This window comes from Actinacidiphila acididurans, assembly GCF_016918855.1.
Classification (GTDB): Bacteria; Actinomycetota; Actinomycetes; order Streptomycetales; family Streptomycetaceae; genus Actinacidiphila; species Actinacidiphila acididurans.
Genome location: NZ_JADKYB010000002.1, coordinates 24,318 through 50,253, shown reverse-complemented (window position 1 = coordinate 50,253; position 25,936 = coordinate 24,318). Strand labels below are relative to the sequence as shown.

Annotated in this window: 27 protein-coding genes; 12 read left to right on the top strand and 15 right to left on the bottom strand. The window is 71.4% G+C overall.

What is annotated here, in order from left to right; all coding sequences use genetic code 11:
- Positions 1-89: 89 nt before the first annotated feature.
- Complete coding sequence (locus ITX44_RS03405) at positions 90-1,007, bottom strand: MurR/RpiR family transcriptional regulator (protein WP_307795071.1); 918 nt, start codon at positions 1,005-1,007, stop codon at positions 90-92.
- A 141-nt stretch (positions 1,008-1,148) separates the two neighbouring features.
- Here ITX44_RS03405 and ITX44_RS03400 point away from each other — a divergent pair, with 141 nt between their 5' ends.
- The 4 genes from ITX44_RS03400 to ITX44_RS03385 all read left to right on the top strand — a co-directional run bounded on the left by ITX44_RS03400 (position 1,149) and on the right by ITX44_RS03385 (position 4,531).
- Positions 1,149-2,141 carry a 1-aminocyclopropane-1-carboxylate deaminase/D-cysteine desulfhydrase gene (locus tag ITX44_RS03400; protein ID WP_205355480.1) on the top strand — a complete coding sequence of 331 codons (993 nt, stop codon included), beginning with the start codon at positions 1,149-1,151 and terminating at the stop codon, positions 2,139-2,141.
- A 135-nt stretch (positions 2,142-2,276) separates the two neighbouring features.
- On the top strand, positions 2,277-2,828 hold the full coding sequence (locus ITX44_RS03395) for a GNAT family N-acetyltransferase (RefSeq protein ID WP_205355479.1): 552 nt from the start codon (positions 2,277-2,279) through the stop codon (positions 2,826-2,828).
- A gap of 156 nt (positions 2,829-2,984) precedes the next feature.
- Positions 2,985-3,398, top strand: coding sequence for an ATP-binding protein (locus tag ITX44_RS03390; RefSeq protein ID WP_205355478.1), 414 nt, complete (start codon positions 2,985-2,987; stop codon positions 3,396-3,398).
- Between the two features lie 227 nt (positions 3,399-3,625).
- On the top strand, positions 3,626-4,531 hold the full coding sequence (locus ITX44_RS03385) for an RNA polymerase sigma factor SigF (protein ID WP_372440834.1): 906 nt from the start codon (positions 3,626-3,628) through the stop codon (positions 4,529-4,531).
- 135 nt (positions 4,532-4,666) lie between these two features.
- Here ITX44_RS03385 and ITX44_RS03380 read toward each other — a convergent pair whose 3' ends face one another.
- Positions 4,667-5,113, bottom strand: a complete 447-nt coding sequence (locus tag ITX44_RS03380; RefSeq protein ID WP_205355476.1) for a hypothetical protein — start codon at positions 5,111-5,113, stop codon at positions 4,667-4,669.
- Positions 5,114-5,161: 48 nt separating this feature from the next.
- Here ITX44_RS03380 and ITX44_RS03375 point away from each other — a divergent pair, with 48 nt between their 5' ends.
- Entirely contained in the window at positions 5,162-6,130 is a 969-nt protein-coding gene (locus ITX44_RS03375; RefSeq protein ID WP_205355475.1) for a diacylglycerol/lipid kinase family protein, read from the top strand.
- Positions 6,131-6,456: 326 nt separating this feature from the next.
- Entirely contained in the window at positions 6,457-6,714 is a 258-nt protein-coding gene (locus tag ITX44_RS03370; RefSeq protein WP_205355474.1) for a WhiB family transcriptional regulator, read from the top strand.
- Between the two features lie 158 nt (positions 6,715-6,872).
- Here ITX44_RS03370 and ITX44_RS03365 read toward each other — a convergent pair whose 3' ends face one another.
- Both ITX44_RS03365 and ITX44_RS03360 read right to left on the bottom strand, forming a co-directional pair.
- Positions 6,873-8,321, bottom strand: coding sequence for a sensor histidine kinase (locus ITX44_RS03365; RefSeq protein WP_205355841.1), 1,449 nt, complete (start codon positions 8,319-8,321; stop codon positions 6,873-6,875).
- Positions 8,322-8,729: 408 nt separating this feature from the next.
- Positions 8,730-9,779, bottom strand: coding sequence for an SIS domain-containing protein (locus ITX44_RS03360; RefSeq protein WP_205355473.1), 1,050 nt, complete (start codon positions 9,777-9,779; stop codon positions 8,730-8,732).
- Positions 9,780-9,929: 150 nt separating this feature from the next.
- Between ITX44_RS03360 and nagB the strand changes: the two genes are divergently transcribed.
- Positions 9,930-10,715: a glucosamine-6-phosphate deaminase gene (gene nagB, locus ITX44_RS03355; protein WP_205355472.1), complete on the top strand. Its 786-nt coding sequence runs from the start codon at positions 9,930-9,932 to the stop codon at positions 10,713-10,715.
- A gap of 177 nt (positions 10,716-10,892) precedes the next feature.
- Here the strand turns inward: nagB and ITX44_RS03350 are convergent, their stop codons facing one another.
- From ITX44_RS03350 to ITX44_RS03335, 4 genes are read right to left on the bottom strand one after another with little or no spacing between them, the layout of a single operon-like run.
- Positions 10,893-12,401, bottom strand: a complete 1,509-nt coding sequence (locus tag ITX44_RS03350) for a glycoside hydrolase family 3 protein (RefSeq protein WP_205355471.1) — start codon at positions 12,399-12,401, stop codon at positions 10,893-10,895.
- Positions 12,398-13,288, bottom strand: coding sequence for a carbohydrate ABC transporter permease (locus ITX44_RS03345; RefSeq protein ID WP_205355470.1), 891 nt, complete (start codon positions 13,286-13,288; stop codon positions 12,398-12,400). Before ITX44_RS03345 ends, ITX44_RS03350 begins: the two co-directional genes overlap by 4 nt.
- Complete coding sequence (locus ITX44_RS03340) at positions 13,285-14,277, bottom strand: carbohydrate ABC transporter permease (RefSeq protein ID WP_205355469.1); 993 nt, start codon at positions 14,275-14,277, stop codon at positions 13,285-13,287. The genes ITX44_RS03345 and ITX44_RS03340 overlap by 4 nt, the downstream gene beginning before the upstream one ends.
- Before the next feature lie 54 nt (positions 14,278-14,331).
- Positions 14,332-15,636, bottom strand: coding sequence for an extracellular solute-binding protein (locus ITX44_RS03335; RefSeq protein ID WP_205355468.1), 1,305 nt, complete (start codon positions 15,634-15,636; stop codon positions 14,332-14,334).
- Between the two features lie 315 nt (positions 15,637-15,951).
- On the opposite strand from ITX44_RS03335, the gene ITX44_RS03330 reads away from it, so the two are divergent.
- From ITX44_RS03330 to mctP, 3 genes are all read left to right on the top strand, one after another.
- Positions 15,952-16,719, top strand: coding sequence for a GntR family transcriptional regulator (locus tag ITX44_RS03330; protein ID WP_205355840.1), 768 nt, complete (start codon positions 15,952-15,954; stop codon positions 16,717-16,719).
- Positions 16,720-16,835: 116 nt separating this feature from the next.
- Positions 16,836-17,111, top strand: coding sequence for a DUF3311 domain-containing protein (locus ITX44_RS03325; protein ID WP_205355467.1), 276 nt, complete (start codon positions 16,836-16,838; stop codon positions 17,109-17,111).
- On the top strand, positions 17,108-18,772 hold the full coding sequence (mctP, locus tag ITX44_RS03320; RefSeq protein WP_205355466.1) for a monocarboxylate uptake permease MctP: 1,665 nt from the start codon (positions 17,108-17,110) through the stop codon (positions 18,770-18,772). Before ITX44_RS03325 ends, mctP begins: the two co-directional genes overlap by 4 nt.
- A gap of 169 nt (positions 18,773-18,941) precedes the next feature.
- Here mctP and ITX44_RS03315 read toward each other — a convergent pair whose 3' ends face one another.
- Complete coding sequence (locus ITX44_RS03315) at positions 18,942-19,937, bottom strand: helix-turn-helix domain-containing protein (protein ID WP_205355839.1); 996 nt, start codon at positions 19,935-19,937, stop codon at positions 18,942-18,944.
- A gap of 90 nt (positions 19,938-20,027) precedes the next feature.
- Between ITX44_RS03315 and ITX44_RS03310 the strand changes: the two genes are divergently transcribed.
- Positions 20,028-20,270, top strand: coding sequence for a hypothetical protein (locus ITX44_RS03310; RefSeq protein ID WP_205355465.1), 243 nt, complete (start codon positions 20,028-20,030; stop codon positions 20,268-20,270).
- On the opposite strand, the gene def is transcribed toward ITX44_RS03310, so the two are convergent.
- From def to ITX44_RS03290, 4 genes are all read right to left on the bottom strand, one after another.
- Positions 20,236-20,859 (bottom strand): peptide deformylase, encoded by a 624-nt coding sequence (def, locus tag ITX44_RS03305; protein WP_205355464.1) that lies wholly within the window; start codon positions 20,857-20,859, stop codon positions 20,236-20,238. The two genes, ITX44_RS03310 and def, sit on opposite strands and share 35 nt — an antisense overlap.
- A gap of 109 nt (positions 20,860-20,968) precedes the next feature.
- The gene (locus ITX44_RS03300) at positions 20,969-21,976 is read right to left on the bottom strand and encodes a tetratricopeptide repeat protein (protein WP_205355463.1); all 1,008 of its coding nucleotides are present in this window, start codon (positions 21,974-21,976) and stop codon (positions 20,969-20,971) included.
- Positions 21,977-22,298: 322 nt separating this feature from the next.
- Positions 22,299-22,601: a mycothiol system anti-sigma-R factor gene (gene rsrA, locus ITX44_RS03295; protein ID WP_205355462.1), complete on the bottom strand. Its 303-nt coding sequence runs from the start codon at positions 22,599-22,601 to the stop codon at positions 22,299-22,301.
- Entirely contained in the window at positions 22,598-23,263 is a 666-nt protein-coding gene (locus ITX44_RS03290) for a sigma-70 family RNA polymerase sigma factor (RefSeq protein WP_372440825.1), read from the bottom strand. The genes rsrA and ITX44_RS03290 overlap by 4 nt, the downstream gene beginning before the upstream one ends.
- A 355-nt stretch (positions 23,264-23,618) precedes the next feature.
- Between ITX44_RS03290 and ITX44_RS03285 the strand changes: the two genes are divergently transcribed.
- Entirely contained in the window at positions 23,619-24,257 is a 639-nt protein-coding gene (locus ITX44_RS03285; RefSeq protein ID WP_205355461.1) for a helix-turn-helix domain-containing protein, read from the top strand.
- On the opposite strand, the gene ITX44_RS03280 is transcribed toward ITX44_RS03285, so the two are convergent.
- Together ITX44_RS03280 and ITX44_RS03275 are read right to left on the bottom strand one after the other, a co-directional pair.
- Positions 24,196-24,870 carry an alpha/beta hydrolase family protein gene (locus ITX44_RS03280; protein WP_205355460.1) on the bottom strand — a complete coding sequence of 225 codons (675 nt, stop codon included), beginning with the start codon at positions 24,868-24,870 and terminating at the stop codon, positions 24,196-24,198. The two genes, ITX44_RS03285 and ITX44_RS03280, sit on opposite strands and share 62 nt — an antisense overlap.
- Before the next feature lie 220 nt (positions 24,871-25,090).
- Complete coding sequence (locus ITX44_RS03275) at positions 25,091-25,906, bottom strand: SOS response-associated peptidase (protein WP_205355459.1); 816 nt, start codon at positions 25,904-25,906, stop codon at positions 25,091-25,093.
- Positions 25,907-25,936 lie beyond the last annotated feature (30 nt).

Sequence of the window (25,936 nt, the reverse complement as noted above, 5' to 3'; positions counted from 1 at the left end):
CGCGAGAAACCACCGAAAACGGGTGGTCCGGAGACGACAGCAACAACCCCTCCGGCCCGGCACCAACCCGCGCCCCGTCAGGGCGGAACTCAATGCTCCCGGTCACCCTCGAGTGCCTGGTGCGTCAACCGCAACGCCCTGCTCGACATCTCATACGTGTGTTGCGCCACGCACACGAACAAACAGTCCACCACCACCAACTGACTGATCCGGCTGGCCATCGCACCCGGCCGGAACGTGGTCTCCCGGCCCGCCGACACCAGCACCCAGTCGGCGAGCCGGGCCGCGGTGGACAACGGATGATTCGTGATCACCACGGTCGCGGCCCCCTCGTCCGCCGCCCGCCGCAGCGGCTCGAGCACGTCCCGGCTCTCCCCGGAGTGCGACACGACCAGAAACACATCACCAGGACCCAGAAGCACCGCACTGGTGAGCGCGGACTGCGAGTCGCCGTGCGCGTGGCAGGGCCGGCCTATCCGGGCCAGCTTCTGCTGGAGGTCCTGGGCGACCAGCCCGGACGCCCCGACCCCGGCGATGTGCAACTGCCCGCCGCCGCACACCGCGGCCACCGCCCCGCGCAGCTGGTCGGGGTCGAGCTGGGTGGCCGTCTCCAGCACCGCCTGCGACTCGGTGTGCACCAGCTTGGCCACCACTTCCTCCGCCGAGTCCTGCGGGGTGATGCCCGAGCTGAGGGTGGTCTTCGGGCCCTGCCGGGCCGCCGAGGCCGCGAGGGCGAGCCGCAGTTCCGGGTAGCCGGCGAAGCCCAGCGCCCGCGCGGTGCGCACGATCGAGGACTCGCTGGTCCCGGCCAGCGCGCTGAGCTCGGAGATGGTGCTGCGCGCCACCTGCGCGGGGTCCGCCACGATCAGCGAGGCGATCCGCGCCGCGGCGGGCGTCAGCGAGGGCAGCAGCCCCCGTACGGTCGCGGTCAGCGCGTCACCGGCGTCACTGGGCGCAGTGGCGCTCTCCATGGGGGACCCGTCGCGGGCCGCGGCTTCTTGGTGCACGGCAGCAGAATGCACCGCGAACCGGCCTCATGGGATCAGGTGCGGCAGATTCGCGCCCCGTATCCGGCCCGCCGTTCCCGGCCCGCGTCCATGGCGACTGTCACGGCTGCGGGTGACACCGGAGCACCGGCGGGGCGCGGAATGCGCCAGGATGGGCGGGTGACCGCCGATCCTGGCACCGACCCCGCCACCGAACCCGCCGCAGTCCCGGCCCCGGGTGCCCTCGGGCCCGCGCCGGCCGAGGTGGACGCGGCGCTCGCGCGGGGCGGGGTGGCACTGCCCTCGCCGCTGGAGGAGGCGGCGGACGCACGGCTGGCGCGGCGCGGGGTGACGTTGCTGCTCAAGCGGGACGACCTGATCCACCCGGACCTGGTGGGCAACAAGTACCGCAAACTGCGGCTGAACCTGGCGGCGGCGCTCGCCGGCGGCCACGACACCCTGCTCACCTTCGGCGGCGCCTACTCCAACCACCTGCGGGCGACCGCCGCCGCGGGCCGCCTGCTGGGCCTGCGCACGGTGGGCGTCGTACGCGGCGAGGAACTGGCCGGCCGGCCGCTCAACCCGTCCCTGGCCCGGGCCGCGGCCGACGGGATGACGCTGGACTTCGTGGACCGCGCGCTCTACCGCCGCAAGGCCGAGCCGGAGGTGGCGGCGGCGCTGGCGGCCCGGCACGGCAGGGCGTACGTACTGCCCGAGGGCGGCTCCAACGCGCCGGCCGTGCTGGGCTGCGCGGAGCTGGGCCGGGAACTGCGCGGCCTGGCCGACGTGGCGGTGGTGCCCTGCGGTACCGGCGGCACCCTGGCCGGGCTCGCGGCCGGGCTGGACGGCGCCGGTCGGGCGATCGGCGTGCCCGTGCTGCGCGGTGGCGGCTTCCTGGCCGACGACGTACGGGCGCTGCAACAGGCCGCCTACGGTGGCCCGCGCGGCGACTGGGCGCTGGAGGCGCGCTTCCACCACGGCGGCTACGCCCGTACCACCCCCCTGCTGGACGCCTTCGCGGCGGACTTCGCCGCCCGGCACGGCCTGGTCCCCGAGCCGGTCTACGTCGCCAAGGCGCTGCACGCCCTGGTCACGCTCGCCGAGGAGGGCGCCTTCCCGCCCGGCACCCGGGTGGCGGCGGTGATCACCGGCTGAGCCGGCCCGGGAGCGCCGCCCCCGCCCCTCGCCCTCGCCCGAACGCTCCGGTGGTTCGGCCGCCGCTTGCCGGTCGGCGGCACCGGAGGCGGCGGCCTTCGTCCGCGCACAGCGGGCCGCCGTACCCTGGGGGGCATGATCCGCGCCGCGACGCCCGCCGACATCCCGGTGATCCACACCCTGATCCGTGAACTCGCCGCGTACGAACGCGAACTGGAGCAGGCACGGGCCACCGAGGAACAGCTTCACGCCAGCCTGTTCGGTCCCGACCCGGCGGCGTACGCGCTGATCGCCGAAAGCACCGAAAGCTCCGACGGGGCGGACGGCGGGGCTGCGGAGCCGGTCGGCTTCGCGCTGTGGTTCCGGTCCTTCTCCACCTGGACCGGCACCGCGGGGCTGTACCTGGAGGACCTGTACGTGACACCGGGGGCCCGCGGCGCCGGCCACGGCAAGGCGCTGCTGGCCGCGCTCGCCGCGATATGCGTCGAGCGCGGCTGGCAGCGGTTCGAGTGGTCGGTCCTGGACTGGAACGAGAAGGCGCTCGGCGTCTACCGCTCGATCGGCGCACTGCCGCAGGACGAGTGGACGGTACAGCGGCTCACCGGCCCGGCCCTGCACGCGCTGGCGTCACTGGCGGCCGGGCCGGCTACGCCTGCGCACAACCGAGCGATTTCGCAGACGAATTGAGACCTCGGAGCACTACCCACGGTGCGTACTCGTACGCTTACCATGGGTGACAAGAGCAGTGGCCAACCGTGCTCCGTCCGGGCGACACCGGGCGGCGGATCGCGATAGCGTCGCTGCGAACCAGAGCAATCACTGTGTGCCACTGTGGAGGTGAGGGTGTCCCAGATCGCAGGCGAGCCCGGGTCGAAGGACTTCGTCGAGGTCCGGCTGCCCGCGGCGGGGGCGTATCTGTCGGTGCTGCGGACGGCCACGGCCGGACTCGCGGCCCGGCTGGACTTCACCCTCGACGAGATCGAGGACCTGCGCATCGCCGTGGACGAGGCGTGCGCGATCCTCCTGCAGCAGGCCGTGCCGGGTTCGGTGCTGAGCTGCGTGTTCCGGCTGGTCGGCGACTCGCTGTGGGTCACCGTGTCGGCGCCGACCACCGACGGCCGCGCGCCCGAGCGCGACACGTTCGCCTGGACGGTGCTGTCCGCGCTGGCCGGCGAGGTGGACTCCTCGGTGGCCGACGACCGCACGGTCAGCATCAGCCTGCACAAGAAGCGCGGCGCGGTACCAGGACTGTCGTGAAGCCGTCGGAGACCCCGGGCATCCCCGCCGAGCACGAGGCACCGGCCGCGGCGGCACGGGAGCGTGCCTCCGTACCGGCCCAGGCGCCGGACCCGGCCGGACCCGAGCCCGCCGGGCGGCAGCAGACGGCCCGGCCGCATCCGGAACCGGCGCACGACCCGGCCGACCGGGCGGCCACCCCCAGGGAAGTGATCGACGCGGCGGAGCAGACGGACCCGATGGACCCGATGGACCCGATGGACGACGACCAGGACACGGCGGGCACGGCGGACGTGGCGCCGGCGGAGCAGCACGAGCGCGCGGCGGACACCGGCGGTGCCGAGAGCGCCGAAGGTGCCGACACCGTCGACACGGTCGACAGTTACGAGCCGCACGACCCGCAGGACCGCTCCGGGGCCCGGGCCCTGTTCGTCGAGCTGAGCAAGCTGCCGGAGGGGTCGCCGGAGCGCGCCGAGCTGCGCAACCAGCTGGTGCGGATGCACCTGCCGCTGGTGGAGCACCTGGCCCGGCGGTTCCGCAACCGCGGGGAGCCGCTGGACGACCTCACCCAGGTCGCCACGATCGGGCTGATCAAGTCGGTGGACCGGTTCGACGTCGAGCGCGGGGTGGAGTTCTCCACCTACGCCACCCCGACGGTGGTCGGCGAGATCAAGCGGCACTTCCGGGACAAGGGCTGGGCGGTACGGGTGCCGCGCCGGCTCCAGGAGCTGCGGCTGGCGCTGACCACGGCCACCGGCGAGCTGTCCCAGCGGCACGGGCGCGCGCCGACCGTGCACGAGCTGGCCGAGCACCTGAAGATCTCCGAGGAGGAGGTGCTGGAGGGCCTGGAGTCGGCCAACGCCTACAGCACGCTCTCGCTGGACGTGCCGGACACCGACGACGAGTCGCCGGCCGTCGCGGACACCCTCGGCTCGGAGGACGAGGCGCTGGAGGGCGTGGAGTACCGCGAGTCCCTCAAGCCGCTGCTGGAGCAGTTGCCGCCGCGCGAGAAGACGATCCTGCTGCTGCGGTTCTTCGGCAACATGACCCAGTCGCAGATCGCCCAGGAGGTGGGCATCTCCCAGATGCACGTCTCCCGGCTGCTGGCCCGTACCCTCGCCCAGCTGCGGGACAAGCTGCTCATCGACGAGTGAGCGCCGGGCGTGCCGTCGGTGGCACGCCCGGACCTACCTGGACGCCGAGGGGCCCGTCCGCGGCCGAGAGCGCCTACGGGGCCCCTCCACAGGGCTCCCCCGCCCCAGGCGCCCCAGGGCCCCTTACAGGCGCCGCTACGAGGACGCGGTCCGCTTGATGCCGAGGGCGTCGGTGGTGGCCGGGTGGACCAGCAGCACCAGGCCCAGGACCGCGAGCAGGCCGAGCACGATGCCACCGGCGACGGCGGGGCCGCCGCTGTGCAGCATGGTCCAGGCCATGGGCAGCGCGATCAGCTGCATGATCAGCGCGGGCCCGCGGCTCCACTTGCGGGCCTTGCGCAGGCCGTGGGCGGCGGCCAGTGGGATCGCGGCGAGCACCAGCACCAGCAGGCCGGCCGGCACCGCGTTGTGGCCGCCGGTGAAGCACATGGTGATGCCCCACACCGCCACGGCCAGCCCTTCGAGTCCGGCCACGGCGGCGGCCAGCATCAGCCGCAGTACGGGCCGGCCGGCGGGGGCCGGAGCCCCGGCGGCCGGGTCCGCGGGAGGGGCGGTACGGGGGCGCTTGGACGTGTTGCTCACACCGGCCAGCGTAGCCGGGCCGGAAAATCGGTGGGTACGCTGTCGGCCATGCGTGCACTTCTCGTGGTCAATCCGGCTGCCACGACCACCAGCGCGCGGGTCCGTGAGGTGATCGGTACCGCGCTCGCCAGCGACCTCAAGCTGGAGGTGGCCACGACGGAGTACCGGGGGCACGCCCGGGACCTGGCGCGCAGAGCCGCGGAGAGCGGCGAGGTGGAGCTGGTGGTCTCGCTCGGCGGCGACGGCACCGTCAACGAGATCGTCAACGGCCTGCTGCACCACGGCCCCGATCCTGACGACCTGCCGCAGCTCGCGGTGGTGCCCGGCGGCTCGACCAACGTGTTCGCCCGGGCGCTGGGGCTGCCCAACGACCCGGTGGAGGCCACCGGCGCCCTGCTGGGCGCCCTGCGGGCCGGCTCCTCCCGTACGGTCGGGCTCGGTCTGGTCAGCGGCACTCCCGGCACCGAGGACGAGGGCGTGCCGGCCCGCTGGTTCACCTTCTGCGCGGGCTTCGGCTTCGACGCCGGGGTGATCGGCCGGGTCGAGCAGCAGCGGGAGTTGGGCAAGCGTTCGACGCCCGCGCTGTATCTGCGGCAGGTGGCCCGGCAGTTCATGGCCGACCCGCACCGGCGCAAGGGCACGATCACCTTGGACCGCCCGGACGAGGAGCCGGTCCCGGGGCTGGCGATGGCCATAATCTGCAACACCGCGCCCTGGACGTACATCGGGAACCGGCCAGTGTACGCCTCTCCGGAGGCCTCGTTCGACACGGCGCTGGACGTCCTCGGGGTCACCCGGATGTCCACGGTGTCCGGAACGCGTTACGCCGCGCAGTTGCTCCGCTCCACACCGGAGCGGGGGCCGCGCGGGCGGCACACGGTGAGCCTGCACGACCTGACCGACTTCACCTTGCAATCGCAGGCGCCGCTGCCCTTCCAGGTGGACGGTGACCACCTGGGGCTGCGAACGAGCGCGACCTTCACAGGTGTACGCCGTGCACTGCGTGTCATTGTGTAAGTCGAAGAGCCTAAAGTCCTTTTACTCGAACGTTTAGCCTGCCCGGCACCCCATGGAAGTAGGGCTGTGACCGAGGCGACACCGAGGAATCAAAAAAAACTTTTCGGAAGGGGTTGTATCTCCCGCCGAGGTTTGCGAGTCTCTAGGTGGCGATCGGGACGGGTCGGGTAGACGACCCCCATGAGAGCCCGAATCCTCCACTTCACACCAGGCGCGGGACCGCACCAGCCGCCAGGCTGGTTGACGTCCCGTTCGCTGTGAAGGGATTCGTGAAAGCGTTCACATTCACAAGCAACGTGCTTGTCACACGAGGAGTTGGAGCAGCCATGGACTGGCGTCACCGCGCCGTTTGCCGCGAGGAAGACCCGGAGCTCTTCTTCCCCATCGGCAACACCGATCCTGCGCTGCTGCAGATCGAGGAAGCCAAGGCCGTCTGCCGCCGCTGCCCCGTCATGGAGCAGTGCCTGCAGTGGGCCCTTGAGAGCGGCCAGGACGCCGGTGTCTGGGGCGGGCTCAGCGAGGACGAGCGTCGCGCGATGAAGCGTCGCGCCGCTCGTAACCGGGCCCGCAACGCCAGCGCCTGATCCCTGGCATTCCGACCGAGCCGCAGCGCGCAGCACCTGCCAACACGCGCAGCACGCAGGATCGAAGGGACCCCGTACCGAACCCGGTACGGGGGTTCCTTTTTTTGTGCCGCCAACTGTGCGACGACGGGCGTGCGTCGTCCGCCGGGCGCCGACTGCTAGGAGTCCAGCGGGAGTTCGAGCAGTACCCGGGTGCCGCCGCCGGGCGCGGGGAGCATGTCGAAGGTGCCGGACAGCTCGCCGACCACGAGGGTGCGGACGATCTGCAGGCCGAGGTTGCCGGCCTGCTGGGCGTCGAAGCCGGGCGGCAGGCCGCGGCCGTCGTCCTGGACGACCACGGTGATCAGCTCCCGGCCGCGGGTGACCGTGACCTCGACGGTGCCCGACTCCCCCGGCCCGAAGCCGTGTTCGAGGGCGTTCTGCAGCAGTTCGGTGAGCACCATGGACAACGGGGTGGCGATCTCCGCGGTCAGCACGCCGAACTTGCCGGTGCGCCGGGTCGTCACTCGTCCGGGGGAAATCTCGGCGACCATCGCCAGCACCCGGTCGGCGATCTCGTCGAACTCCACACTCTCGTCCAGCGTCTGACTGAGTGTCTCGTGCACGATGGCGATCGAGCCGACCCGCCGTACCGCCTCCTCCAGCGCCTCGCGGGCCGGGTCGGAGTCCATTCGGCGGGCCTGGAGCCGGAGAAGGGCGGCCACCGTCTGGAGGTTGTTCTTCACCCGGTGGTGGATCTCCCGGATGGTGGCGTCCTTGGTTATCAACTCCCGTTCGCGGCGCCGCAGTTCGGTGACATCGCGGAGCAGCACCAGCGAACCGGTGTGGGTGCCCTTGGGCTTGAGCGGGATGGCCCGCAGCTGGATCACCCCGTCGCCGCCCTCGACCTCGAACTCCCGGGGTGCCCAGCCGCTGGCCAGCTTCACCAGGGCCTCGTCCACCGGCCCGCGGACCGGGGCGAGTTCGGCGGTGGCCTTGCCCAGGTGCTGGCCCACCAGGTCGGTGGCCATGCCCAGGCGGTGGTACGCGGACAGGGCGTTGGGGCTGGCGTACTGCACCATGCCGTCGGCGTCCAGCCGGATCAGCCCGTCGCCGGCCCGCGGCGAGGCGTCCATGTCCACCTGCTCGGCCGGGAACGGGAACGCCCCGGCGGCGATCATCTGCGCCAGGTCGGAGGCGCTCTGCAGGTAGGTGAGCTCCAGCCGGCTCGGGGTGCGCACGGTCAGCAGGTTGGTGTTGCGCGCGATCACGCCCAGCACGCGCCCGTCCCGCCGTACCGGGATCGACTCCACCCGGACCGGCACCTCCTCGCGCCACTCCGGGTCGCCCTCCCGGACGATCCGCCCCTCGTCCAGCGCGGCGTCCAGCAGCGGGCGCCGGCCGCGCGGCACCAGGTGGCCGACCATGTCGTCCTGGTACGAGGTGGGGCCGGTGTTGGGCCGCATCTGGGCCACCGACACGTAGCGGGTGCCGTCCCGGGTGGGGACCCACAGCACCAGGTCGGCGAAGGACAGGTCGGACAGGAGCTGCCACTCCGAGACGAGCAGGTGCAGCCATTCGAGGTCGGAGTCGCCGAGGGCCGTGTGCTCGCGGACGAGGTCGTTCATGGAGGGCACGCTGCGAGGGTACCCCCCGGGGCGGACCGGCGGCGGGGTCGCGAGCGGTGGGAGGGTGGCCGGCGGGGCAGCCCGCGGGTGCCGTGATTCACAGGGAATTCTCCTAGGATTCCCTGCTGAGGGCATGGACAACCGGCAATGGTCTAGTCCACAATTCCTCTCGTGAACCTCCGCGCTCCCCGCACAGGAGCGCGGACCGAGGCGGCGCGTTCTCTGCCCTGACTACGTCGGCGCCTCCCGGTCGGCCCTATCGGGCCCGCGGGGACCGCACACCTCGCAGGCCACGGCGCCGACAGCGACTCCGGGCTGCGGTGCCGATGAGGTTGAGGGTCCTCTCCCGGCACCGCGGCCCCGAGTTTTTTCCGCCCCTGCGCCGCCCCCTTGCACGGCCTCGCGCGGCTACGCCGACTTCAGCAGGGCCCGTGGGGCGTCCGGGTCCTGGCCGCGGGCGAGGGAGACCTCGTAGGCGAGCTTCTGGAGGGGCAGGATCTCCAGGACGGGCTGGAGGGCCTCGGGCACGGAGGTGGTGGGCAGGGCGAAGCCCAGGGGTGCGGCGGCGACCTGGCCGGGCGGGCCGACGACCACCAGGTCCGCGCCGCGGCCGCGCAGCCGGTCCAGTACGGGTTGCAGGGCCGCGCCGCCCCGCCCCTCGGTGACGATCGCGATGACCGGCGAGATGTTGTCGACCATCGCCAGGGGGCCGTGCAGCAGGTCCGCCCCGGAGTAGGCCAGCGCGGGGATGTACGAGGTCTCCATCAGCTTCAGCGCGGCCTCACGGGCGGTCGGGTAGCCGTAGCCGCGCGAGGTGATCACCATCCGCTCGGCGAACCGGTAGCGCCCGGCCAGGTGCCGTACTTCCGCGTCGCGGGCCAGCACCCCCTCGGCCAGCTCCGGCACCGGCGCCGCCTCGGTGCCGGACTCCCCGCGCAGGCCCTTGACGAACAGGTAGAGCGCGAGGAGTTCGGCCGTGTACGTCTTGGTGGCCGGCAGCGCCTTCTCCGGCCCGGCCAGCAGGTCGACGTGGTATTCGGAGGCCTCCGCGACCGGCGAGTCCGGGTTGTTGGTGACGGCCAGGGTGATCGCCCCCGCCTCCCGGGCGGCCCTCGATGCGGCGGCCAGGTCCGGCGAGCCCCCGGACTGGCTGACCGTGATCAGCAGCACGCCGGCGAGCTGCGGGCGCACCCCGGAGGCGGTCGCGGTGGACATCGAGGTCAGCCCGCAGGGCAGGCCGAGCTCCGCCTCGATCAGGTACTTGGCGTAGAGGGCGGCGTGGTCGGAGGTGCCGCGGGCGCTGAGCAGCACGAAACGCGGGCGGTGGGCGGCGATCCGCCGGGCCGTGTCCCGGATCGCCGGGCCGCCCTCGACCAGGACCCGGCGCAGCACCGCCGGCTGCTCGGCCATCTCCCCGGACATGATCCAGCCCGGTCGGCCCTTCGTCGGCGCCGACATCCGCACCGCCTCCTCCGGCCGCGCCCGACCCCACAAGTCGACCACAGGAGGGGCGGGGCCGCACCATCGGCGGAACGGAGCCCGTCTGCTAAATTGGTCTATACGATTGGTCTATACCACACTCATCCTCTCCAGAACGGCAGGACCAGCGTGGAAGTTGTCATCGTTCCGGACGCCGCGACAGGCGGCGAGATCGTCGCCGAGGCCATGGCCCAACTGCTCCGCCGCAAGCCGGACGCACTGCTGGGGGTGGCGACGGGGTCCACCCCGCTGCCCGTCTACCGGGCGCTGGCGGCGAAGGTGGGGGCCGGCGAGGTGCAGGTGGACCGGGCCAGGGTCTGCCAGCTCGACGAGTACGTGGGGCTGCCGGCCGGGCACCCGGAGTCCTACCGCTCGGTGCTGCTGCGCGAGGTGGTCGAGCCGCTGGGGCTGTCCCCCGACGCGTTCCTCGGGCCGGACGGGGCCGCCCAGGACATACCGGCGGCGTGCCAGGCGTACGACGCGGCGCTGTCGGCGGCGGGCGGGGTGGACCTGCAACTGCTCGGCATCGGCACGGACGGCCACATCGGGTTCAACGAGCCCGGCTCGTCGCTGGCGTCGCGGACCCGGATCAAGACGCTCACCGAGCAGACCCGGGTGGACAACGCGCGGTTCTTCGACGGGGACATCGAGCAGGTGCCGCACCACGTGATCACGCAGGGCATCGGCACGATCCTGGAGGCGCGGCACCTGGTGCTGCTGGCCACCGGCGAGGGCAAGGCGGAGGCGGTCGCCCAGACGGTCGAGGGCCCGGTCGCCGCGATCGTCCCGGCCTCCGCGCTCCAGTTGCACCCGCACGCCACCGTCGTCGTGGACGAGGCCGCCGCCTCCGAGCTGAAGCTGGCGCCGTACTTCCGCGCGACGTATGCGGCCAAGCCTTCTTGGCAGGGGCTCTGAGAAGGGTGCCGTAGTCCGTCGGACCGCCGTTGCCCGCTGTGGTGGCGGTCCGTGCGGGACCTCCGGAGCGGGAGTCCGAAATCGTCTGTTCACGAGCCTGGCGGCTCACAAATAGACGGCAGCATTTCGGACCCCCGCTCCTCCGGCCCCGTAAGGCCGAACAGTCGGTGGGTGACCTCAGCGCGCCGACAGAATCGCTTCCGCCGCCGCTTCGCCGCAGACGCGGGCGGCGCCGTGGGTGGCGACGTGGAGCGCGCCGGCGGGCGGGGACTGCGGGACGCCCATCTCGACGACGATGGTGTCGGGGCGGGCGGCGAGCAGCGCGGTGAGGGCGCCGGCCATCCAGGGGTGCCGGTGGACGTCGCGGACGACGGCGACCAGGCGGCGGGAGCCGGCCGCGGCGAGCACGTCGGAGACATCCTCGGAGCGGTAGGTGCCAGTCTCGGTGCCGGGCAGGGCGCGTTCGAGTTCGGCGGCCACGCCCCAGGGGGTGACGTCGCCGACGGCGATGTTGGCCATCGGGGTGAAGGCCGCGACGTAGGGCGGGGCGGTGAGCGGGGTGAAGCCGGGGCCGCGGGTGATACGGACCGCGCGGCGGGCGGCTTCCAGGCCCAGTTCGGGGCCGGCCACGAGGCGGGTGGCGGCGCCGGACTGCTCCTGGGTCCAGGCGGCGAGCGCGCGGACCCGGGCGGCGGCGTCGGCGAGGCGTTCCTCGGGCAGCGACCCGTCGCGTACGGCGGCCACCAGGGCGTCCCGCAGCGCGAGGACGGTGCCCTCGTCGTAGGGGCCGCCGCCCACGCAGATCGCGTCGGCGCCGGCCGCGATGGCCATCGCGGTGCCGCGTTCCATGCCGTACGTGGCCGCGATCGCCTGCATGTCGATGCCGTCGGTGATGATCAGCCCGTCGTAGCCGAGGCCGCCGGCCGAGCGGGGGGCCCGCAGCAGGCCGCCCAGCACCGCGGGCGACAAGGTGGCCGGCAGGTCGGGGTCGAGGGCGGGCACCAGGATGTGAGCGCTCATCACGACCTTGGCGCCGGCGGCCAGCGCGGCCCGGAAGGGGACCAGCTCGCGGTGGTGCAGGGTGTCGAGGTCGACGTCGATGCGCGGCAGGGCGTGGTGGGAGTCGACCGAGGTGTCGCCGTGGCCCGGGAAGTGCTTGACGCTGGCGGCGACGCCGGCGGACTGCAGGCCCTCCACCCAGGCGGCGGTGTTGCGGGCCACCAGGTCGGGGTCGGCACCGAAGGAGCGGACCCCGATGACCGGGTTGCGCGGGTCGGAGTTGACGTCGACGGAGGGCGCCCAGTCCAGGTTGACGCCGACCTCGGCGAGCCGGCGGCCGAGTTCGGCGGCCACCGCCCGGGTCAGCTTGAGGTCGTCCACCGCGCCGAGCGCGAGGTTGCCGGGGAAGGACGAGCCGCCGCGCACCTCGATCCGGGTGACATCGCCGCCCTCCTCGTCGGCGGCGATGAGCAGGTCCGGCCGGACCTCGCGCAGCCGGGCGGTGAGCGCGGCGACCTGTTCCGCGGTCTGGATGTTGCGGGAGAACAGGGCGACCGCGCCCAGCCCCTCGTCCAGCAGGCGCAGCACCCAGTCCGGCGGGGTCAGGCCGCCGAAGCCGGGCTGGAGGACGGTGAGCGCGTCCCGGGTGAGGGCGTCCGCGGGGGTGTCGGCGGAAATGACGGTCATCCCTTCACCGCGCCGGCGGTCAGGCCGGCTGCCATCTTGCGCTGGACGAGCAGGAACAGCAGCACGATGGGGATGCCCATCATGGTCGAGCCCGCCATCATCGGAGCGTATTCGGTGCCGTGCTGGGTGGTGAAGGAGCTCAGCCACACGGTGGCGGTCTGATGCTCCTGGCTCATCACCAGCAGGGCGTAGAGGAACTCGTTCCACGCCTGGATGAAACCGTAGATCGAGGTGGCGACCAGGCCCGGGGCGAGCAGCGGCAGGACCACCCGGATGAAGGCACCGGCGCGGCTGCACCCGTCCACCATCGCCGCCTCCTCCAGCTCCTTGGGGATGTTGACGAGGAAGCCGCGCAGCGTCCACACCGTGAAGGGCAGGATGAAGGTCAGATAGGTCAGCACCAGGCCGGACAGCTTGTCGATCTGGTGGATCTGGTTGAGCAGCAGGAACACCGGGATGATCATCGCGACCAGCGGCACCATCTGGACGGTGAGGATGCCGACGATCACGATCTTGCGGCCGCGGAAGGCGAACCGGGAGATGGCCAGCGCGGCCAGCAGCCCGACGACCGCGCCGATCAGCACGGTGGCGGCGCTGACGATCAGGCTGCGCTCGACCGGCCCCCAGAAGTCGCTGATGTTCAGCGCGCGCCGGAAGTTCTCCAGCGACAGGGGAAACGGGAAGAAGTGCGGGTTGGGGTCGATCGCGTCCTTGGCCGGCTTGAACGCCGTGTTGAGCATCCAGTAGACCGGGAAGGCGCTCAGGCAGAAGACGATCAGGCCGAGGATGTTGTACGTGATCCTGCTGCGGCGCCGGCGGGCGGCGAGCAGGGCGGCCCCGGCCGACGGCGCGGGCCTCGCGGGCGGCTGCGTGGTCAGGGCGCTCATTCCACCTCTCCGATCTTCAGCATCTGGCGCATGTAGACGGCGACCACGCCCATCAGGAGCACCACGGTGATCAGCGCGATGGCCGCGCCGGCCGCGTAGTCGTTGACGCCGAACGCCTTTTCGTACGAGTAGGTGGTCAGCAGCTGGAACTCCGGCTCGGGGTGGCCGCCGCGCATCAGCCACACCTGCGGGAAGACGCCCATGTCCCAGATCACCGAGAGGGTGGTCATCATCACCACGAGCGGCTTGATGATGGGGAAGGTGACGTAGCGGAACGTGCCGAAGGCGCCGGCTCCGTCGAGCCGGGCGGCCTCCTCCAGTTCCTTGGGCACCTGGGTCAGGCCCGCGCTCAGGGTGATCGCGACGAACGGAATGGCGCCCCAGACCACCAGCAGCATGATCACGGTCAGGCCCTCGGGACCGGACGCGAACCAGTTGTGGCCGTCGTAGTTCACTCCGGGCAGCTTGCTGAGCACCCAGTTCACGACGCCGTAGTCGGTGTCGAACATCCACTTGAAGACGGTGACCGCGACGACCACCGGCATCGCCCAGCTCGCCACCAGGGCGATGTTGACCAGGGTCTTCACCCAGGACGACACGCGCTGGAGCAGCAGCGCGACCAGCATGCCGGCGACCATGGTGAGCAGCACCGAGCCGCCGGCGAAGATGACCGTGCGGACGACGACCGACCAGAACTCGTTGTCGGTCAGGACCGCCTTGTAGTTGTCGAAGCCGACCCAGGTGGCCGGCTTGAAGCCCCACAGCTGGGGTTTCTTGTAGTCCTGGAAGGACAGGGTGGCCAGCCGCACCAGCGGATAGCCGAGGACCAGCACCAGCACCAGCAGGCAGGGGGCAAGCAGCAGCCAGGGGGCGGCCCAGCGGCCGGCGCGTCTGCCGCGTGGCGGGCGGCGTGGCGTGCCTCCGTCGGAGGGAGGTGATGAGTGCCGCGGCGGCGGCACCTCGGTGGTGGTTGTCTCTGCGGCACTCATCACGTGCTCCTCAGGCGTCCCTGGTCGTGGTGCGGGGCGGATCGTGGGGCCGGGTCAGTTCTTGACGTTGATGACCTTGTCGATCGCGGCGTCCGCGTCCTTGGCCGCCTGCTGCACCGACTTCTTGCCCGTGGCGATGGACTGGAGCATGTCCTGCAGCGTGTTCTGCTTCTCGACCGTGCCCCAGCCGGGCGCGGTCGGCACGAACCAGCTGATCTCGGCCGCCTGCGCGGTGACCGCGGAGGCCGGGTCCGCCTTGAGGGTGGCGAGCTGGGTGTTGTTGTTGGGCAGGTTGCCCTTGCCCATCAGGCCCTGCTGGCCCTTGGTGTCGGTGAAGTCGTTGATCCACTCCGCGGCCAGGTCCTGGTTCTTGGACTTGGTCGGGATGGCCAGGTCCGAGCCGCCGAGGAAGACCGGCAGCGCCTTGCCGGACGGGCCGGGCATGACGAAGTTGACCAGGTTGGTCTTGAGCTTGCCGCCGGTCTTGTCGAACTTCGGGTCGGCGGCGGAGGGCGCCTCCCAGCCGGGGGCGTAGATCATCGCGGACTTGCCCTGGCCGTAGACGATGTACCGGTCGGACTCGTCCTTGGTCAGGTCGCCGTGCATGTACTTGGCCTCGGCGTTCTTCCACGCGGTCAGGCCCTGGATGGCGGCCGGGTCCTCCAGCGAGGACTTCCACTGGCCGCCGGACTGCTTGGCGATGGCGCCGCCGGCGTCGTAGACGAAGGACATCGCGGCGTACCAGTCACGGGTGGGCTGGTACCAGGCGCTGAACTTCGCGCCCTCCTTGGCCTGGATCTTGTCCAGGTCGCCGGTCAGCTCGGTCCAGGTCTTGGGGGTGGTGGTCACGCCGGCGGCCGCGGCGATGTCCTTGCGCCAGGTGGCGATGCGGGCGGCGGCGTAGTACGGGACGCCGTAGACCTGGCCGTCGTAGGTGACCGACTGCTTCAGGCCGTCCAGCCAGGCGGCGGAGTTGTCGAACTTGGAGGGGTCGATCTGGGCGAAGGCGCCTTCGGCCATGTAGGCGACCATCTCGGTGTTGCCCATCTCGACCACGTCGGGCGCCTTGTCGGTGGCGAGCACGGCGTCGAGCTTGGCGTTCTTGTCCGGCCAGGCGTAGTACTCGTGATTGACCTTCAGCCCCGGGTGCTTGGCGACCAGCGCGTCGTCCGCGGCCTTCACCAGCTCCGGCCAGTTGTGCTGGGCGTCGACGGTCAGCCACACGGTGATCGACGAGGCACTGGACTTCGCGGCAGAGCCGCCGCCGGCCTTGTTGTCGTCCTTCTTGCTGGACCCGCAGGCCGCGATGCCAGTGATCATGACCGCGACGCCGATCGCCGCGATGAGCTTGCGCTTCACGCCACCCTCCTCAAGGATGCCCGAAACTCCCCCCACCGCCCGAATCGGCGGTTACCGCACGACAAGTGACAGCCGCGTCCTGCTCGTGGGTCTGGGTAGGCCTTAATGGTGTAGACCAGTAACCGGAGCTTGGCCTAGACCTTTAGGGGTGTCAAGGGTGTATAAGAGCACAGGTCGGGTCTGTTATCGGACCGACACCTGAGCGACCGGCCCCGGACTGCCTCCCTTCACCAGGACAGCCCGTGCCACCATGTGAGCCGCAATCAACGGAGGAAGCCGGTGACGGCAGCACGACAGCAGTCGGGAGTGGACGTCATGGACAGCGACGCGGGGACGGCGGAGACCACGGGGAACGGCACCGCGGGCCGCACCGCGCGCGTGCCCAAGTACTACCGGCTCAAGCGCCACCTGCTGGACATCACCCAGACCATGCCGCCCGGCACCCCCGTCCCGCCCGAGCGCACCCTGGCCACCGAGTTCGACACCTCCCGCACCACCGTCCGGCAGGCCCTCCAGGAACTCGTGGTCGAGGGCCGGCTGGAGCGTATCCAGGGCAAGGGCACCTTCGTGGCGAAACCGAAGGTCTCGCAGGCCCTCCAACTGACCTCGTACACCGAGGACATGCGCGCCCAGGGCCTGGAGCCGGCCTCGCAGCTGCTGGACATCGGCTACATCACCGCCGACGACCGGCTGGCCGGGCTGCTGGACATGAAGGCCGGCGGCAGGGTGCTGCGGATCGAGCGGCTGCGGCTGGCCAACGGCGAGCCGATGGCCATCGAGACCACCCACCTGTCCGCCAAGCGCTTCCCCGCGCTGCGCCGCAGCCTCGCCAAGTACACCTCCCTCTACACCGCGCTGGCCGAGGTGTACGACGTGCGGCTCGCCGAGGCCGAGGAGACCATCGAGACGTCACTGGCCACCCCGCGGGAGGCCGGCCTGCTCGGCACCGACGTCGGGCTGCCGATGCTGATGCTCTCCCGGCACTCCATCGACACCACCGGCGAACCGGTGGAGTGGGTGCGCTCGGTCTACCGCGGTGACCGCTACAAGTTCGTCGCGCGCCTCAGCCGCCCGGCAGATTGACAGCAACATCAGCCGCCCAGCGGATTGACAACGGCACAAGTAGTGACGACTGTCGGTCCACTCCCCTAGATTCTCGCGGGCAACAGCCGCAGCTCTAGGGGATGGGAGCACCATCTATGTCGCAAGATCGGCCGGACTCGGCAGATCGGCCACCGCTCGTCACGCCCAGGCGGGCCCTGGCCGGGATCTGCATCGTCATTCCGTTCGTCGCGCTGCTGTGGGTCAACTCCTACGCGCGGACGACTCCTGAGTTCATCGGCATCCCCTTCTTCTACTGGTACCAGATGGCCTGGGTCCCGGTGTCCGCCGCGCTGACCTACACCGCCTACCTCCTGGTACGTGCCGAGGAGCGGGCGCAGCGCGCCGCCCGCGAGGGGGGTGCGGCCCGATGAAGAACGGAGTCAACGGCGTCGCGCTCGGCGTCTGCATCGCCTTCTTCCTGGCCGTCACGGTGCTGGGCTTCATGGCCGCCCGCTGGCGGCGCGCCGAGAACGCCCTGCACCTGGACGAATGGGGCCTGGGCGGGCGCAGCTTCGGCACCTGGGTCACCTGGTTCCTGCTCGGCGGCGACCTGTACACCGCATACACCTTCGTCGCCGTCCCGGCCGCGGTCTACGGCGCCGGCGCGTCCGGCTTCTTCGCCCTGCCGTACACGATCCTGGCCTACCCGCTGGTGTTCCTGTTCCTGCCCCGGCTGTGGTCGGTCTCCCGCAAGCACGGGTACGTGACCTCGTCGGACTTCATCCGCGGGCGGTTCGGCTCCAAGAGCCTGTCGGTGGCGGTCGCGCTCACCGGCATCGTGGCCACCATGCCGTACATCGCCCTGCAACTCGTCGGCATCCAGGCGGTGCTGAACGTGATGGGCATCGGCAACAGCGGCAACTGGTTCGCCAAGGACCTGCCGCTGTTCATCGCCTTCGGCGTGCTCGCCGCCTACACCTACTCCTCCGGGCTGCGGGCCCCGGCGCTGATCGCCTTCGTCAAGGACGCGTTGATCTACATCGTGATCATCGTGGCGATCATCTACATCCCGTACAAGCTGGGCGGCTTCCACGACATCTTCCACTCGGCCAAGACCGCCTACGCCGTGCAGAACCCGGTGACCAAACAGCCACGCGGCTCCCTGGTGTCCGGGCCCAAGGCCCAATGGGCGTACGCCACGCTGGCCATGGGCTCGGCGATGGCGCTCTTCCTGTACCCGCACTCGGTCACCGCGGTGCTCTCCAGCAAGAGCCGCAACGTGGTACGGCGCAACACCACGATCCTGCCGCTGTACTCGCTCATGCTCGGCCTGCTGGCCATGCTCGGCTTCATGGCGATCGCCGACGGCGTCGGCAAGGGCATCAAGGGCTACAACGCCCAGCTCGCCATCCCGCAGCTCTTCGAGAACATGTTCCCCTCCTGGTTCGCCGGCGTCGCCTTCGCGGCGGTCGGGATCGGCGCCCTGGTGCCGGCCGCCATCATGTCCATCGCCGCGGCCAACCTCTTCACCCGCAACATCTACAAGGACCTGATCAAGCCCGACGCCACACCCGAGCAGGAGACCCGCGTCTCCAAGCTGGTCTCCCTGGTCGTCAAGGTCGGCGCCCTGGTCTTCGTGCTCGCCATGGACAAGACGGTGGCCATCAACTTCCAACTCCTGGGCGGCATCTGGATCCTCCAGACCGTCCCGGCCATCGTCGGCGGCCTCTTCACCCGCTGGTTCCACCGCTGGGCCCTGCTCGCCGGCTGGGCCGCCGGCATGGCCTACGGCACGTGGAAGGCGTACGACCAGTCCTCCGCCACCCAGTCCCACTTCGGCGGCAATTCCGATGTCATCCCGGGCATCGGCGAAAAGGGCTACATCGGCCTGACCGCGTTCGTCCTCAACATCGCGATCGTGCTCGTCCTTTCCGTTGTCCTGAACGCGCTTCGGGCTCCCGCCGGGGTCGACGAAACGGCACGCGAGGATTACGTCCTGGACACGGAAGATCCCGCCCCTCTCCCGGGCACCTCCCCGAAGCCGGGCGAGCCGGGAGTGCCGCCGGGCCTGCCCGAACCCGCAGGGGCGTAGGGGCTTCGCCCCGGAGTACCCAAGGGGCGCGGGGATCCGTGCGCGGTGCGGCAACACCGGAATACCCAGGGGCGCGGGGAACTGCGCGAGCAACCACTGACGGCCGGTGGCCCGGGAACGACAGCAATTGCCCCTTTGGGGCGGTGACGACCCTCAGCCCGGAATTGGGCTAGTCGCGCAGTTCCCCGCGCCCCTGAGTACTCCCGGCGAACCGGCTTCCCGCAAAGGCGCGCCTGTAGGCGTGGGGGGTCGTCCCGGTCCACCGGGCGAAGTGATGCCGCAAGGTCGCCGCATTACCGAACCCGGCCCGAACGGAAATCGCATCGATCGTCTCGTCCGTACCCTCGAGCAATTCCCGGGCCAGAAGCACCCTTTGCCCGAGAAGCCAGCGATAGGGCGTCGTCCCGGTCTCCTGCTGGAAGCGACGGGCGAAGGTTCGGGGCGACATGTGCGCCCGGGCCGCGAGGTCCTCAATCGTGACCTCGCGGTCCAGGTGCCGCTCCATCCAGGAGAGAACCTGACCCACCGTGTCGGTCTTGGCACGCGGCAACGGCCGGTCGACGTACTGCGCCTGGCCGCCCTCGCGGTGGGGCGGGACCACCATGCGGCGGGCGATGCCGTTGGCGACGGCGGTGCCCTGTTCCTTGCGTACGAGGTGGAGGCAGGCGTCGATGCCGGCGGCGGTGCCGGCCGAGGTGACGACGCCGGTGTCGTCGACGTAGAGGACGTCGCCCTCGACCTGGGCCCGGGGGTAGCGGCGGGCCAGTTCCTCGGTGTGCCGCCAGTGCGCTGCGCACCGCCGGCCGTCCAGGAGTCCGGCGGCGGCGAGCACGAAGACGCCGGCGCACACGCTGAGCACGGTGGCGCCCCGGTCGACGGCGGCGCGCAGCGCGGCCAGCAGTTCCGGCGGGAAGTCCCGTACGGCGTAGGAGTCGCCGGCGGGTACGGCGATCAGGTCCGCCTGTTCGAGCCGGGACAGGTCGGGGTCGGCGACCAGCCCGAACCCGGCGTGGGTGGACAGTTCGCGGCCCTCCGCCGAGACGACCGCGAAGTCGTAGACCGGCAGCCCCTCGTCGCCGCGGTCCAGCCCGAACACCTCGCAGACCACGCCGAGCTCGAACGGATGCACACCGTCGAGCACCACGGCCACCACGTTCTGCAGCATGGAACCCAGCGTGCCACGTGGCAGGATGTTGCGGTAGTACGACAGTCCTGCCACTGGGCAGGATGTCATCACCGACGGCACGGTTGACTCATGACAGTGCTACTCGACATCGCCGCGCTGGGCGCGCTGCTGCTGGCCCTGACCTTCGTCCCGGGGCTGTGGCTGCTGGCCGACCGCAGGATCACCAAGCAGATAGAGCGCGCGCAGGCGCGGCAGAGGTCCGGCCCCGGACAGCCGGACAGAGCCGGGGCCGGGGCCGGCAGCGAGAAGGGGACGGAATCCGGGACCGGGCGCCGGGTCAGTCGTTCGGGACCGTCGCGAACTTGGGCGTAGTCTCGGCCATCTGCCGCATCACGTCCTTGCGTTCGCGCTTGGAGAGGCGGTCGATGTAGAGCCGCCCGTAGAGGTGGTCCGTCTCGTGCTGGAGGCAGCGCGCGAAGTACCCGGTGCCGCGGACGCGGATGGGGTTGCCCTGGGCGTCCTGGCCGCGGACGACGGCGTAGTCGGGGCGGGCCAGCTCCATGTAGGCGCCCGGCACGGACAGGCAGCCCTCGTTGGAGTCGTCCAGCCGCCGCTTGTCGGCCGGCACTTCCTCCAGCACCGGGTTGCACACCACGCCGACGTGCCGGACGTTGTCGTCGTCCGGGCAGTCGTAGACGAAGACCTTCAGGTCGACGCCGATCTGGTTGGCGGCCAGGCCCACGCCCTCGGCGGCGCGCTGGCTGGCGAACATGTCGTCGACGAGCGCGGCCAACTCCTCGTCGAAGGAGGTGACGTCCCGGCACTCGCGGTGCAGCACCGGGTTGCCGACCACGGTGATCGGGCGGACCGTACCCCGCTCCCGGTACGCCTGCTCACGGGCCTCGGCGTCCGTCGCGTCGTCGGTGAACGCCTGGTCCTGCTCGGTCTGCTGCTGGGACATCTCCGCCGTACGCCTTCCCGGATCCTGCTGGTTGTGATCCTTCCCAGGGTACGGTGCCCCGCAAGTGGGCACGGCCGATCCGAGCCACAAAGCGGGTCTCGAGCGGGCTTCAGCAGACCTCTTCGAGGTCCCGCCAGTCGCGGGTGTCCGGGCTGTCGGCGACCCAGCTGTCGAGCAGGCCGCGGACGAGGGCGGCGGGGGCGGCGATGCCGCACTCGCGTTCCGTGGACCACTGGGGTCCCTCGCTGCCGTGGCTGAGGTGGCTGAGGTGACCGGGGTGGCCGGGTTCGCCCTGGTCGTGCGGGTCGCGGGTGGCGGCCGAGCCGTCGTCGGTGGGCATCCGGCTCTCCGAGCAGGTGCGGCACAGCAGCCGGACCGAGGAGGACCAGTCCTCCGCCGCGTATCCGGCCTCGGCGGCCAGCCGTTCCAGCGCGTCCCGGTCGGACTCGTCGGCGGCCTCCAGCAGCACCAGCCAGGTGGGCACCGGCGAGGGTGCCCACAGCTCGATCTCGTCGAAGACCGGGTAGACCGCCGGGCCGCCGAGCGCGTCGGCGGTGGCCCGCTCGCCGTGCGGGACCCCGTCGTGCAGCACGACCTCGCCCCAGCGGCGGCCGGAGGACGGCAGCGGAATGGACAGCACCTCTATCCGGGCCGGGTCCAGCCGGCGGCCCCAGACCACCTCGGCCTCGCCCTCCGGGGACAGCCGTACGGTGGCGCTGCCCAGCGGCATCCGCACCGACTCCTCGCCGATCCGGTCCGCGGTACCGGCCGGCATCCGCAGCCCGTACGCCTGCCAGGCGCGCCGGGCGAGCGGCCAGTCCTGCAGCGCGGTGGCGGCGATGCCCAGGTTCCACCAGTCGGGAGCCCCGGCCGGGCGGTCCAGCAGGGCCACCGCGCGCAGCCCGGCGATGCGGGCCTGCGCCCAGTCGTGCCGGAACTTGTGCAGCAGCGCGAGGTTGTACCAGGACTCCGACAGCCACGGCTCCAGGTCGGCGGCGCGGGTCAGCAGGGCGCCCGCGTCCTCGTAGCGGCCGTCGTCGATCAGCGAGAACGCCCGGTCGGTGGCCTGGCGCCAGGTGGGCGACGGCCGGTGCCGCACTTTACCGAAGATCTTCAACGTCGATACCCGCCTGCCCGATCGGCCCATTCCCTGCCAGGACGTCGCCTTCCCGCACCACGATCACGTCCCCCCGTACGACACCAACCTTGCACATTCTGTCGGCTGTCTCAGCCCGAAAACCGGCTCTCCCGGGCGCATGCGGCCGGGACCGGCCGGGTCGCCGTCCCGATCGGCATCCAACCATGCCCTGGTGGGGCCCCGCGCCGGTACCCCGGTTCGGGTGGTTCCTGTCGCGTCCCGCTATGAACAGGGGTCCGCATCTCACCCGCACGAGTGAGACGCGGACCCCTTGAACGGTCCGTAGCAGCGATGTGGTCGCTCAGGCCGAGGGCGCCTGCGTGACGCTCCCGGCCTCCCCCACGGCCTCGCCGGCCCGGATCAGCTCGATCCGCATCAGCACCTTCGAGCGCAGGTCGGTGGGTACGTCGTCGGACCCGCAGCACCGCTTGACCAGCTTCTTGACGGCCGCCTCGAGGCCGTACTTCTCCAGGCACGGGGCGCACTCGTCGAAGTGCTCCCGGAACTTGGCGCAGGCGTCGTCGGACATCTCGTCGTCGAGATACTCGTAGAGGTGGTCGAGCACCTCGGAGCAGTCCGTCGCGTGCGGGTGGCCGCAACTCATGAATCCGCGCCCTTCTCGTCTGCCGCGCCCGCCGGGACGAGCCCGCGGTCCCGGGCGTAGTCCTCGAGCAGCTCGCGCAACTGGCGACGTCCGCGGTGCAGCCGGGACATCACCGTGCCGATGGGTGTACCCATGATGTCCGCGATCTCCTTGTAGGCAAAGCCCTCGACGTCCGCGAGATAGACCGCGATGCGGAACTCCTCGGGGATCGCCTGAAGGGCCGCCTTCACGTCGGAGTCCGGAAGGTGGTCCAGCGCCTGGGCCTCGGCCGACCGCAGACCGGTCGACATGTGGGACTCGGCGCGGGCGAGCTGCCAGTCCTCGATCTCCTCCGCGCCGCTGCGCAGCGGCTCGCGCTGCTTCTTGCGGTAGGAGTTGATGAAGCTGTTGGTGAGGATGCGGTACAGCCACGCCTTGAGGTTGGTGCCCTCGCGGAACTGGTGGAACGAGGCATACGCCTTCGCGTACGTCTCCTGGACCAGATCCTCCGCGTCGGCCGGGTTACGGGTCATCCGCAGCGCGGCAGAGTACATCTGGTCCAGGTAGCCCAGGGCGTCGCGTTCGAAGCGCGCCGTGCGCTCCAGGTCGCTCTCCTGTGCCGTCTGGCCGGACGCACCCGCGGTGCTCGCCGTGCTGTCGTCGGTGCCGGTGACCGGACCCACCTCCTTGGTGACGCCTGCGAGGCCATACGCTGACCCGCTCGTCTGGGAGGATATTGCACCGGGGACAGGCACGCCGAGGTCGGCCTTCGCGTCCTTCTTCCCGGACCATTCGGCCCAGTCCAGATACGGCGCGGCGGCCTGCTGTGCGGCGGCCTGGTCACTTGGCCGGCATGCGGCTGAAACCATGCGGTCTGCCTCTCTCACCGTGCTGTGCGGCTGCGTTCGCTGCTGGTGTCCCGTTCGAACGCTTTCCACAACACCGCCGCCGGTGTCGTCATTCCCGGGGACGAGAAATTTTCGCCGCCGTGGCAAGGGGTTTTGCCGAGGGTGAAATCCGGCCGTAAAAATGGTGGGTATGACCGGCAGGACGGACGAGGACGCGACCGCCGCCAAGGGACCCGGCGCGCGGGGGGCGGCAGGGGTCAGTGACGACGTCGAGCGGACATTGGCCGAGGTCGGGGCCCGGTTGCGGGCGGCGCGGGTGGAGCGCGGGGTGACGCTGGCCGGGCTGTCGGCGGCGACCGGGATCTCGGTGAGCACCTTGTCGCGGCTGGAGTCCGGGCGGCGGCGGGCCACACTGGAGCTGCTGCTGCCGCTGGCCCGGGCGCACCAGGTGCCGCTGGACGAGCTGGTCGGGGCGCCCGAGGTGGGCGATCCCCGGGTACGGGCGGTGCCGCGCCGGATGGACCGGATGACCGTCCTGCCGCTGACCCGCCAGCCCGGCGCCCTCCAGGCGTACAAACTGATCATCGACCCCAGCCCCGCCGAGCAGCGCACCCACGAGGGCTACGAGTGGCTCTACGTCCTCTCCGGCCGCCTCCGCCTGCTCCTCGGCGACCGCGACCTCGAGCTGCGGCCCGGAGAAGCGGCGGAGTTCGACACCCGCCTCCCCCACTGGTTCGGCCCGGCCGGCTCGCAGCCCGTGGAAGTCCTCAGCCTCTTCGGCCGCCAGGGCGAACGGATGCATGTCCGAGCCCGGCCAGCCAGTCGCTGACCGCCCCGGTCACCACCTCGATCGCCGCTTCCTGGGTGATCTCCGCCCGGGCCGGCACCTTGAAACCGTGGTCGGCGTACGGCACCTCGACCGGCTCGTGCCCCGGCGGGAACTCCGCCGGCCGCCCGAACGTGTCGTTCCCGCCCTGCACCACCAGCACCGGCCGCCCCGGCCCCGGCGCCGCCAGCTCCTGCGCCCGCGACTTCTCCGGCTTCCCCGGCGGATGCAGCGGAAAGGCCAGGGCCAGCACCGCCGCCGCCCCCAGCTCCTCCGCCGTCCGGCACGCCACTCTTGCGCCGGCGCTGCGCCCACCCGAAATCACCGGCAGCCCTCGCGCGGCCAGCACCGGCCACAGCCCCGTCCACCCCGCGTCCAGCGTCTTCGGCGCCGGCGCCAACCTTTTTCCCGCGACCCGCCACGGTTGCTCCACCAGGGCGACGTCCACACCTCGCGCCGGGAGTACGCCCGCCAACGCCGCCAGGTCGCGGGCCTCGATCCCGCCCCCCGCCCCATGGCTGAGCGCCACCACGCTCTTCGGGCGGTTCGCCGCCCGGTGCCACGTGATCCTGGCCTGCCCGGCCGGGGTTTCGACCAGCTCCGTCTCGGCGTTCATGGGGTCCATGAGACCACGCCGGGTTCGCCGGGAGCGCCCCAAAGGGGCGCGGGGAACTGCGCGAGCAACCGGCCAACGGCCGGTGGTCCGGACGCGGCAGCAACTGCCCCTTCGGGCCGGTGGCGACCCGCGCCACGGATGTGGCTGAGCGCGCCCACGCGGCGCCGGCCGCATGTCGACCACAGCCCCGCGCCCCTTAGGTACTCCCGGCGAACCGGACTCAGAAAAGGGTGCCCACTTCCGGGCCGGAAAGCTCTTCCATGAGCTCGGGTCCGTTGTTGCGAACGCTGCTCACCGCGGTCCCGACGGGATAGGCGCGAAGCAACCCCTCGGGCGGCGCGGCCAAAAGCTCACGCACGACGTCGGGGTCGGTGGTGCCGGGGTCGAGCCAGGACGCCCACCGGTCCGCCGTCATCATCAAAGGCATGCGCGGGTGGATGTCCGAGAGGGAACGGGGTCCCGTCCCGGCGTACCCGGCGAGGTCGCCGGACTCCGCGGCGGTGGTGAGGACGGAGCAGGTGACCCACCAGGCCCGGGGGTGATCGTCGGGGAGGGTGCGGTCGCGCCAGAACTCGTAGAGGCCGGCCATGGCGAAGACGGAACCGTCGGCGGGCGTGACGAAATAGGGCTGCTTGGGAGCGCGCTTGCGCTTGCCCTCTTCCTCCAGGCGCCGCTCGTCGTGGGCGGTCATCCATTCGTAATAGCCGTCGGCGGGTATGAGGCAGCGCCGGGCGGTCAGGGCGCGGCGGAAGGACGGCTTGTCCAGCGCGGTCTCGGACCGCGCGTTGATCATTTTGGCGCCGCCCTCGGGGGTTTTCGCCCAGGACGGGACCAGGCCCCACCGCAGCACCCGCAGCTGGCGTACCGGGTCGGGGGAACCGGAGTCCCGTACCGGACGGTCAAGTACCACGTAGACGTCCTTCGTCGGAGCCACGTTCCAGTCCGGCGCGAGGGTCTCCGTGGGGTCCCAGTGGTTGACCTCGAAGATGCCCGCGAGATCCTCGGGTTTCCGGCTGGCTGCGTATCGACCGCACATAGCTGCCACACTGCCACGACCCCCGCCCGC

Excerpts from the sequence above, each read along its gene's own strand:
- ITX44_RS03370 (WP_205355474.1), top strand. The coding sequence starts at position 6,457 with ATGGACTGGCGTCACCGCGCCGTTTGCCGCGAGGAAGACCCGGAGCTC.
- ITX44_RS03330 (WP_205355840.1), top strand. The coding sequence starts at position 15,952 with ATGGACAGCGACGCGGGGACGGCGGAGACCACGGGGAACGGCACCGCG.
- ITX44_RS03325 (WP_205355467.1), top strand. The coding sequence starts at position 16,836 with ATGTCGCAAGATCGGCCGGACTCGGCAGATCGGCCACCGCTCGTCACG.
- ITX44_RS03310 (WP_205355465.1), top strand. The coding sequence starts at position 20,028 with ATGACAGTGCTACTCGACATCGCCGCGCTGGGCGCGCTGCTGCTGGCC.
- ITX44_RS03350 (WP_205355471.1), bottom strand. The coding sequence starts at position 12,401 with ATGACCGTCATTTCCGCCGACACCCCCGCGGACGCCCTCACCCGGGAC.
- def (WP_205355464.1), bottom strand. The coding sequence starts at position 20,859 with ATGTCCCAGCAGCAGACCGAGCAGGACCAGGCGTTCACCGACGACGCG.
- ITX44_RS03375 (WP_205355475.1), top strand. The coding sequence starts at position 5,162 with ATGCGTGCACTTCTCGTGGTCAATCCGGCTGCCACGACCACCAGCGCG.
- ITX44_RS03345 (WP_205355470.1), bottom strand. The coding sequence starts at position 13,288 with ATGAGCGCCCTGACCACGCAGCCGCCCGCGAGGCCCGCGCCGTCGGCC.
- ITX44_RS03280 (WP_205355460.1), bottom strand. The coding sequence starts at position 24,870 with ATGAACGCCGAGACGGAGCTGGTCGAAACCCCGGCCGGGCAGGCCAGG.
- rsrA (WP_205355462.1), bottom strand. The coding sequence starts at position 22,601 with ATGAGTTGCGGCCACCCGCACGCGACGGACTGCTCCGAGGTGCTCGAC.
- ITX44_RS03285 (WP_205355461.1), top strand. The coding sequence starts at position 23,619 with ATGACCGGCAGGACGGACGAGGACGCGACCGCCGCCAAGGGACCCGGC.
- ITX44_RS03275 (WP_205355459.1), bottom strand. The coding sequence starts at position 25,906 with ATGTGCGGTCGATACGCAGCCAGCCGGAAACCCGAGGATCTCGCGGGC.
- ITX44_RS03315 (WP_205355839.1), bottom strand. The coding sequence starts at position 19,937 with ATGCTGCAGAACGTGGTGGCCGTGGTGCTCGACGGTGTGCATCCGTTC.
- ITX44_RS03340 (WP_205355469.1), bottom strand. The coding sequence starts at position 14,277 with ATGAGTGCCGCAGAGACAACCACCACCGAGGTGCCGCCGCCGCGGCAC.
- mctP (WP_205355466.1), top strand. The coding sequence starts at position 17,108 with ATGAAGAACGGAGTCAACGGCGTCGCGCTCGGCGTCTGCATCGCCTTC.
- ITX44_RS03385 (WP_372440834.1), top strand. The coding sequence starts at position 3,626 with ATGGACCCGATGGACGACGACCAGGACACGGCGGGCACGGCGGACGTG.
- ITX44_RS03365 (WP_205355841.1), bottom strand. The coding sequence starts at position 8,321 with ATGAACGACCTCGTCCGCGAGCACACGGCCCTCGGCGACTCCGACCTC.
- ITX44_RS03395 (WP_205355479.1), top strand. The coding sequence starts at position 2,277 with ATGATCCGCGCCGCGACGCCCGCCGACATCCCGGTGATCCACACCCTG.
- ITX44_RS03400 (WP_205355480.1), top strand. The coding sequence starts at position 1,149 with ATGCGCCAGGATGGGCGGGTGACCGCCGATCCTGGCACCGACCCCGCC.
- ITX44_RS03360 (WP_205355473.1), bottom strand. The coding sequence starts at position 9,779 with ATGTCGGCGCCGACGAAGGGCCGACCGGGCTGGATCATGTCCGGGGAG.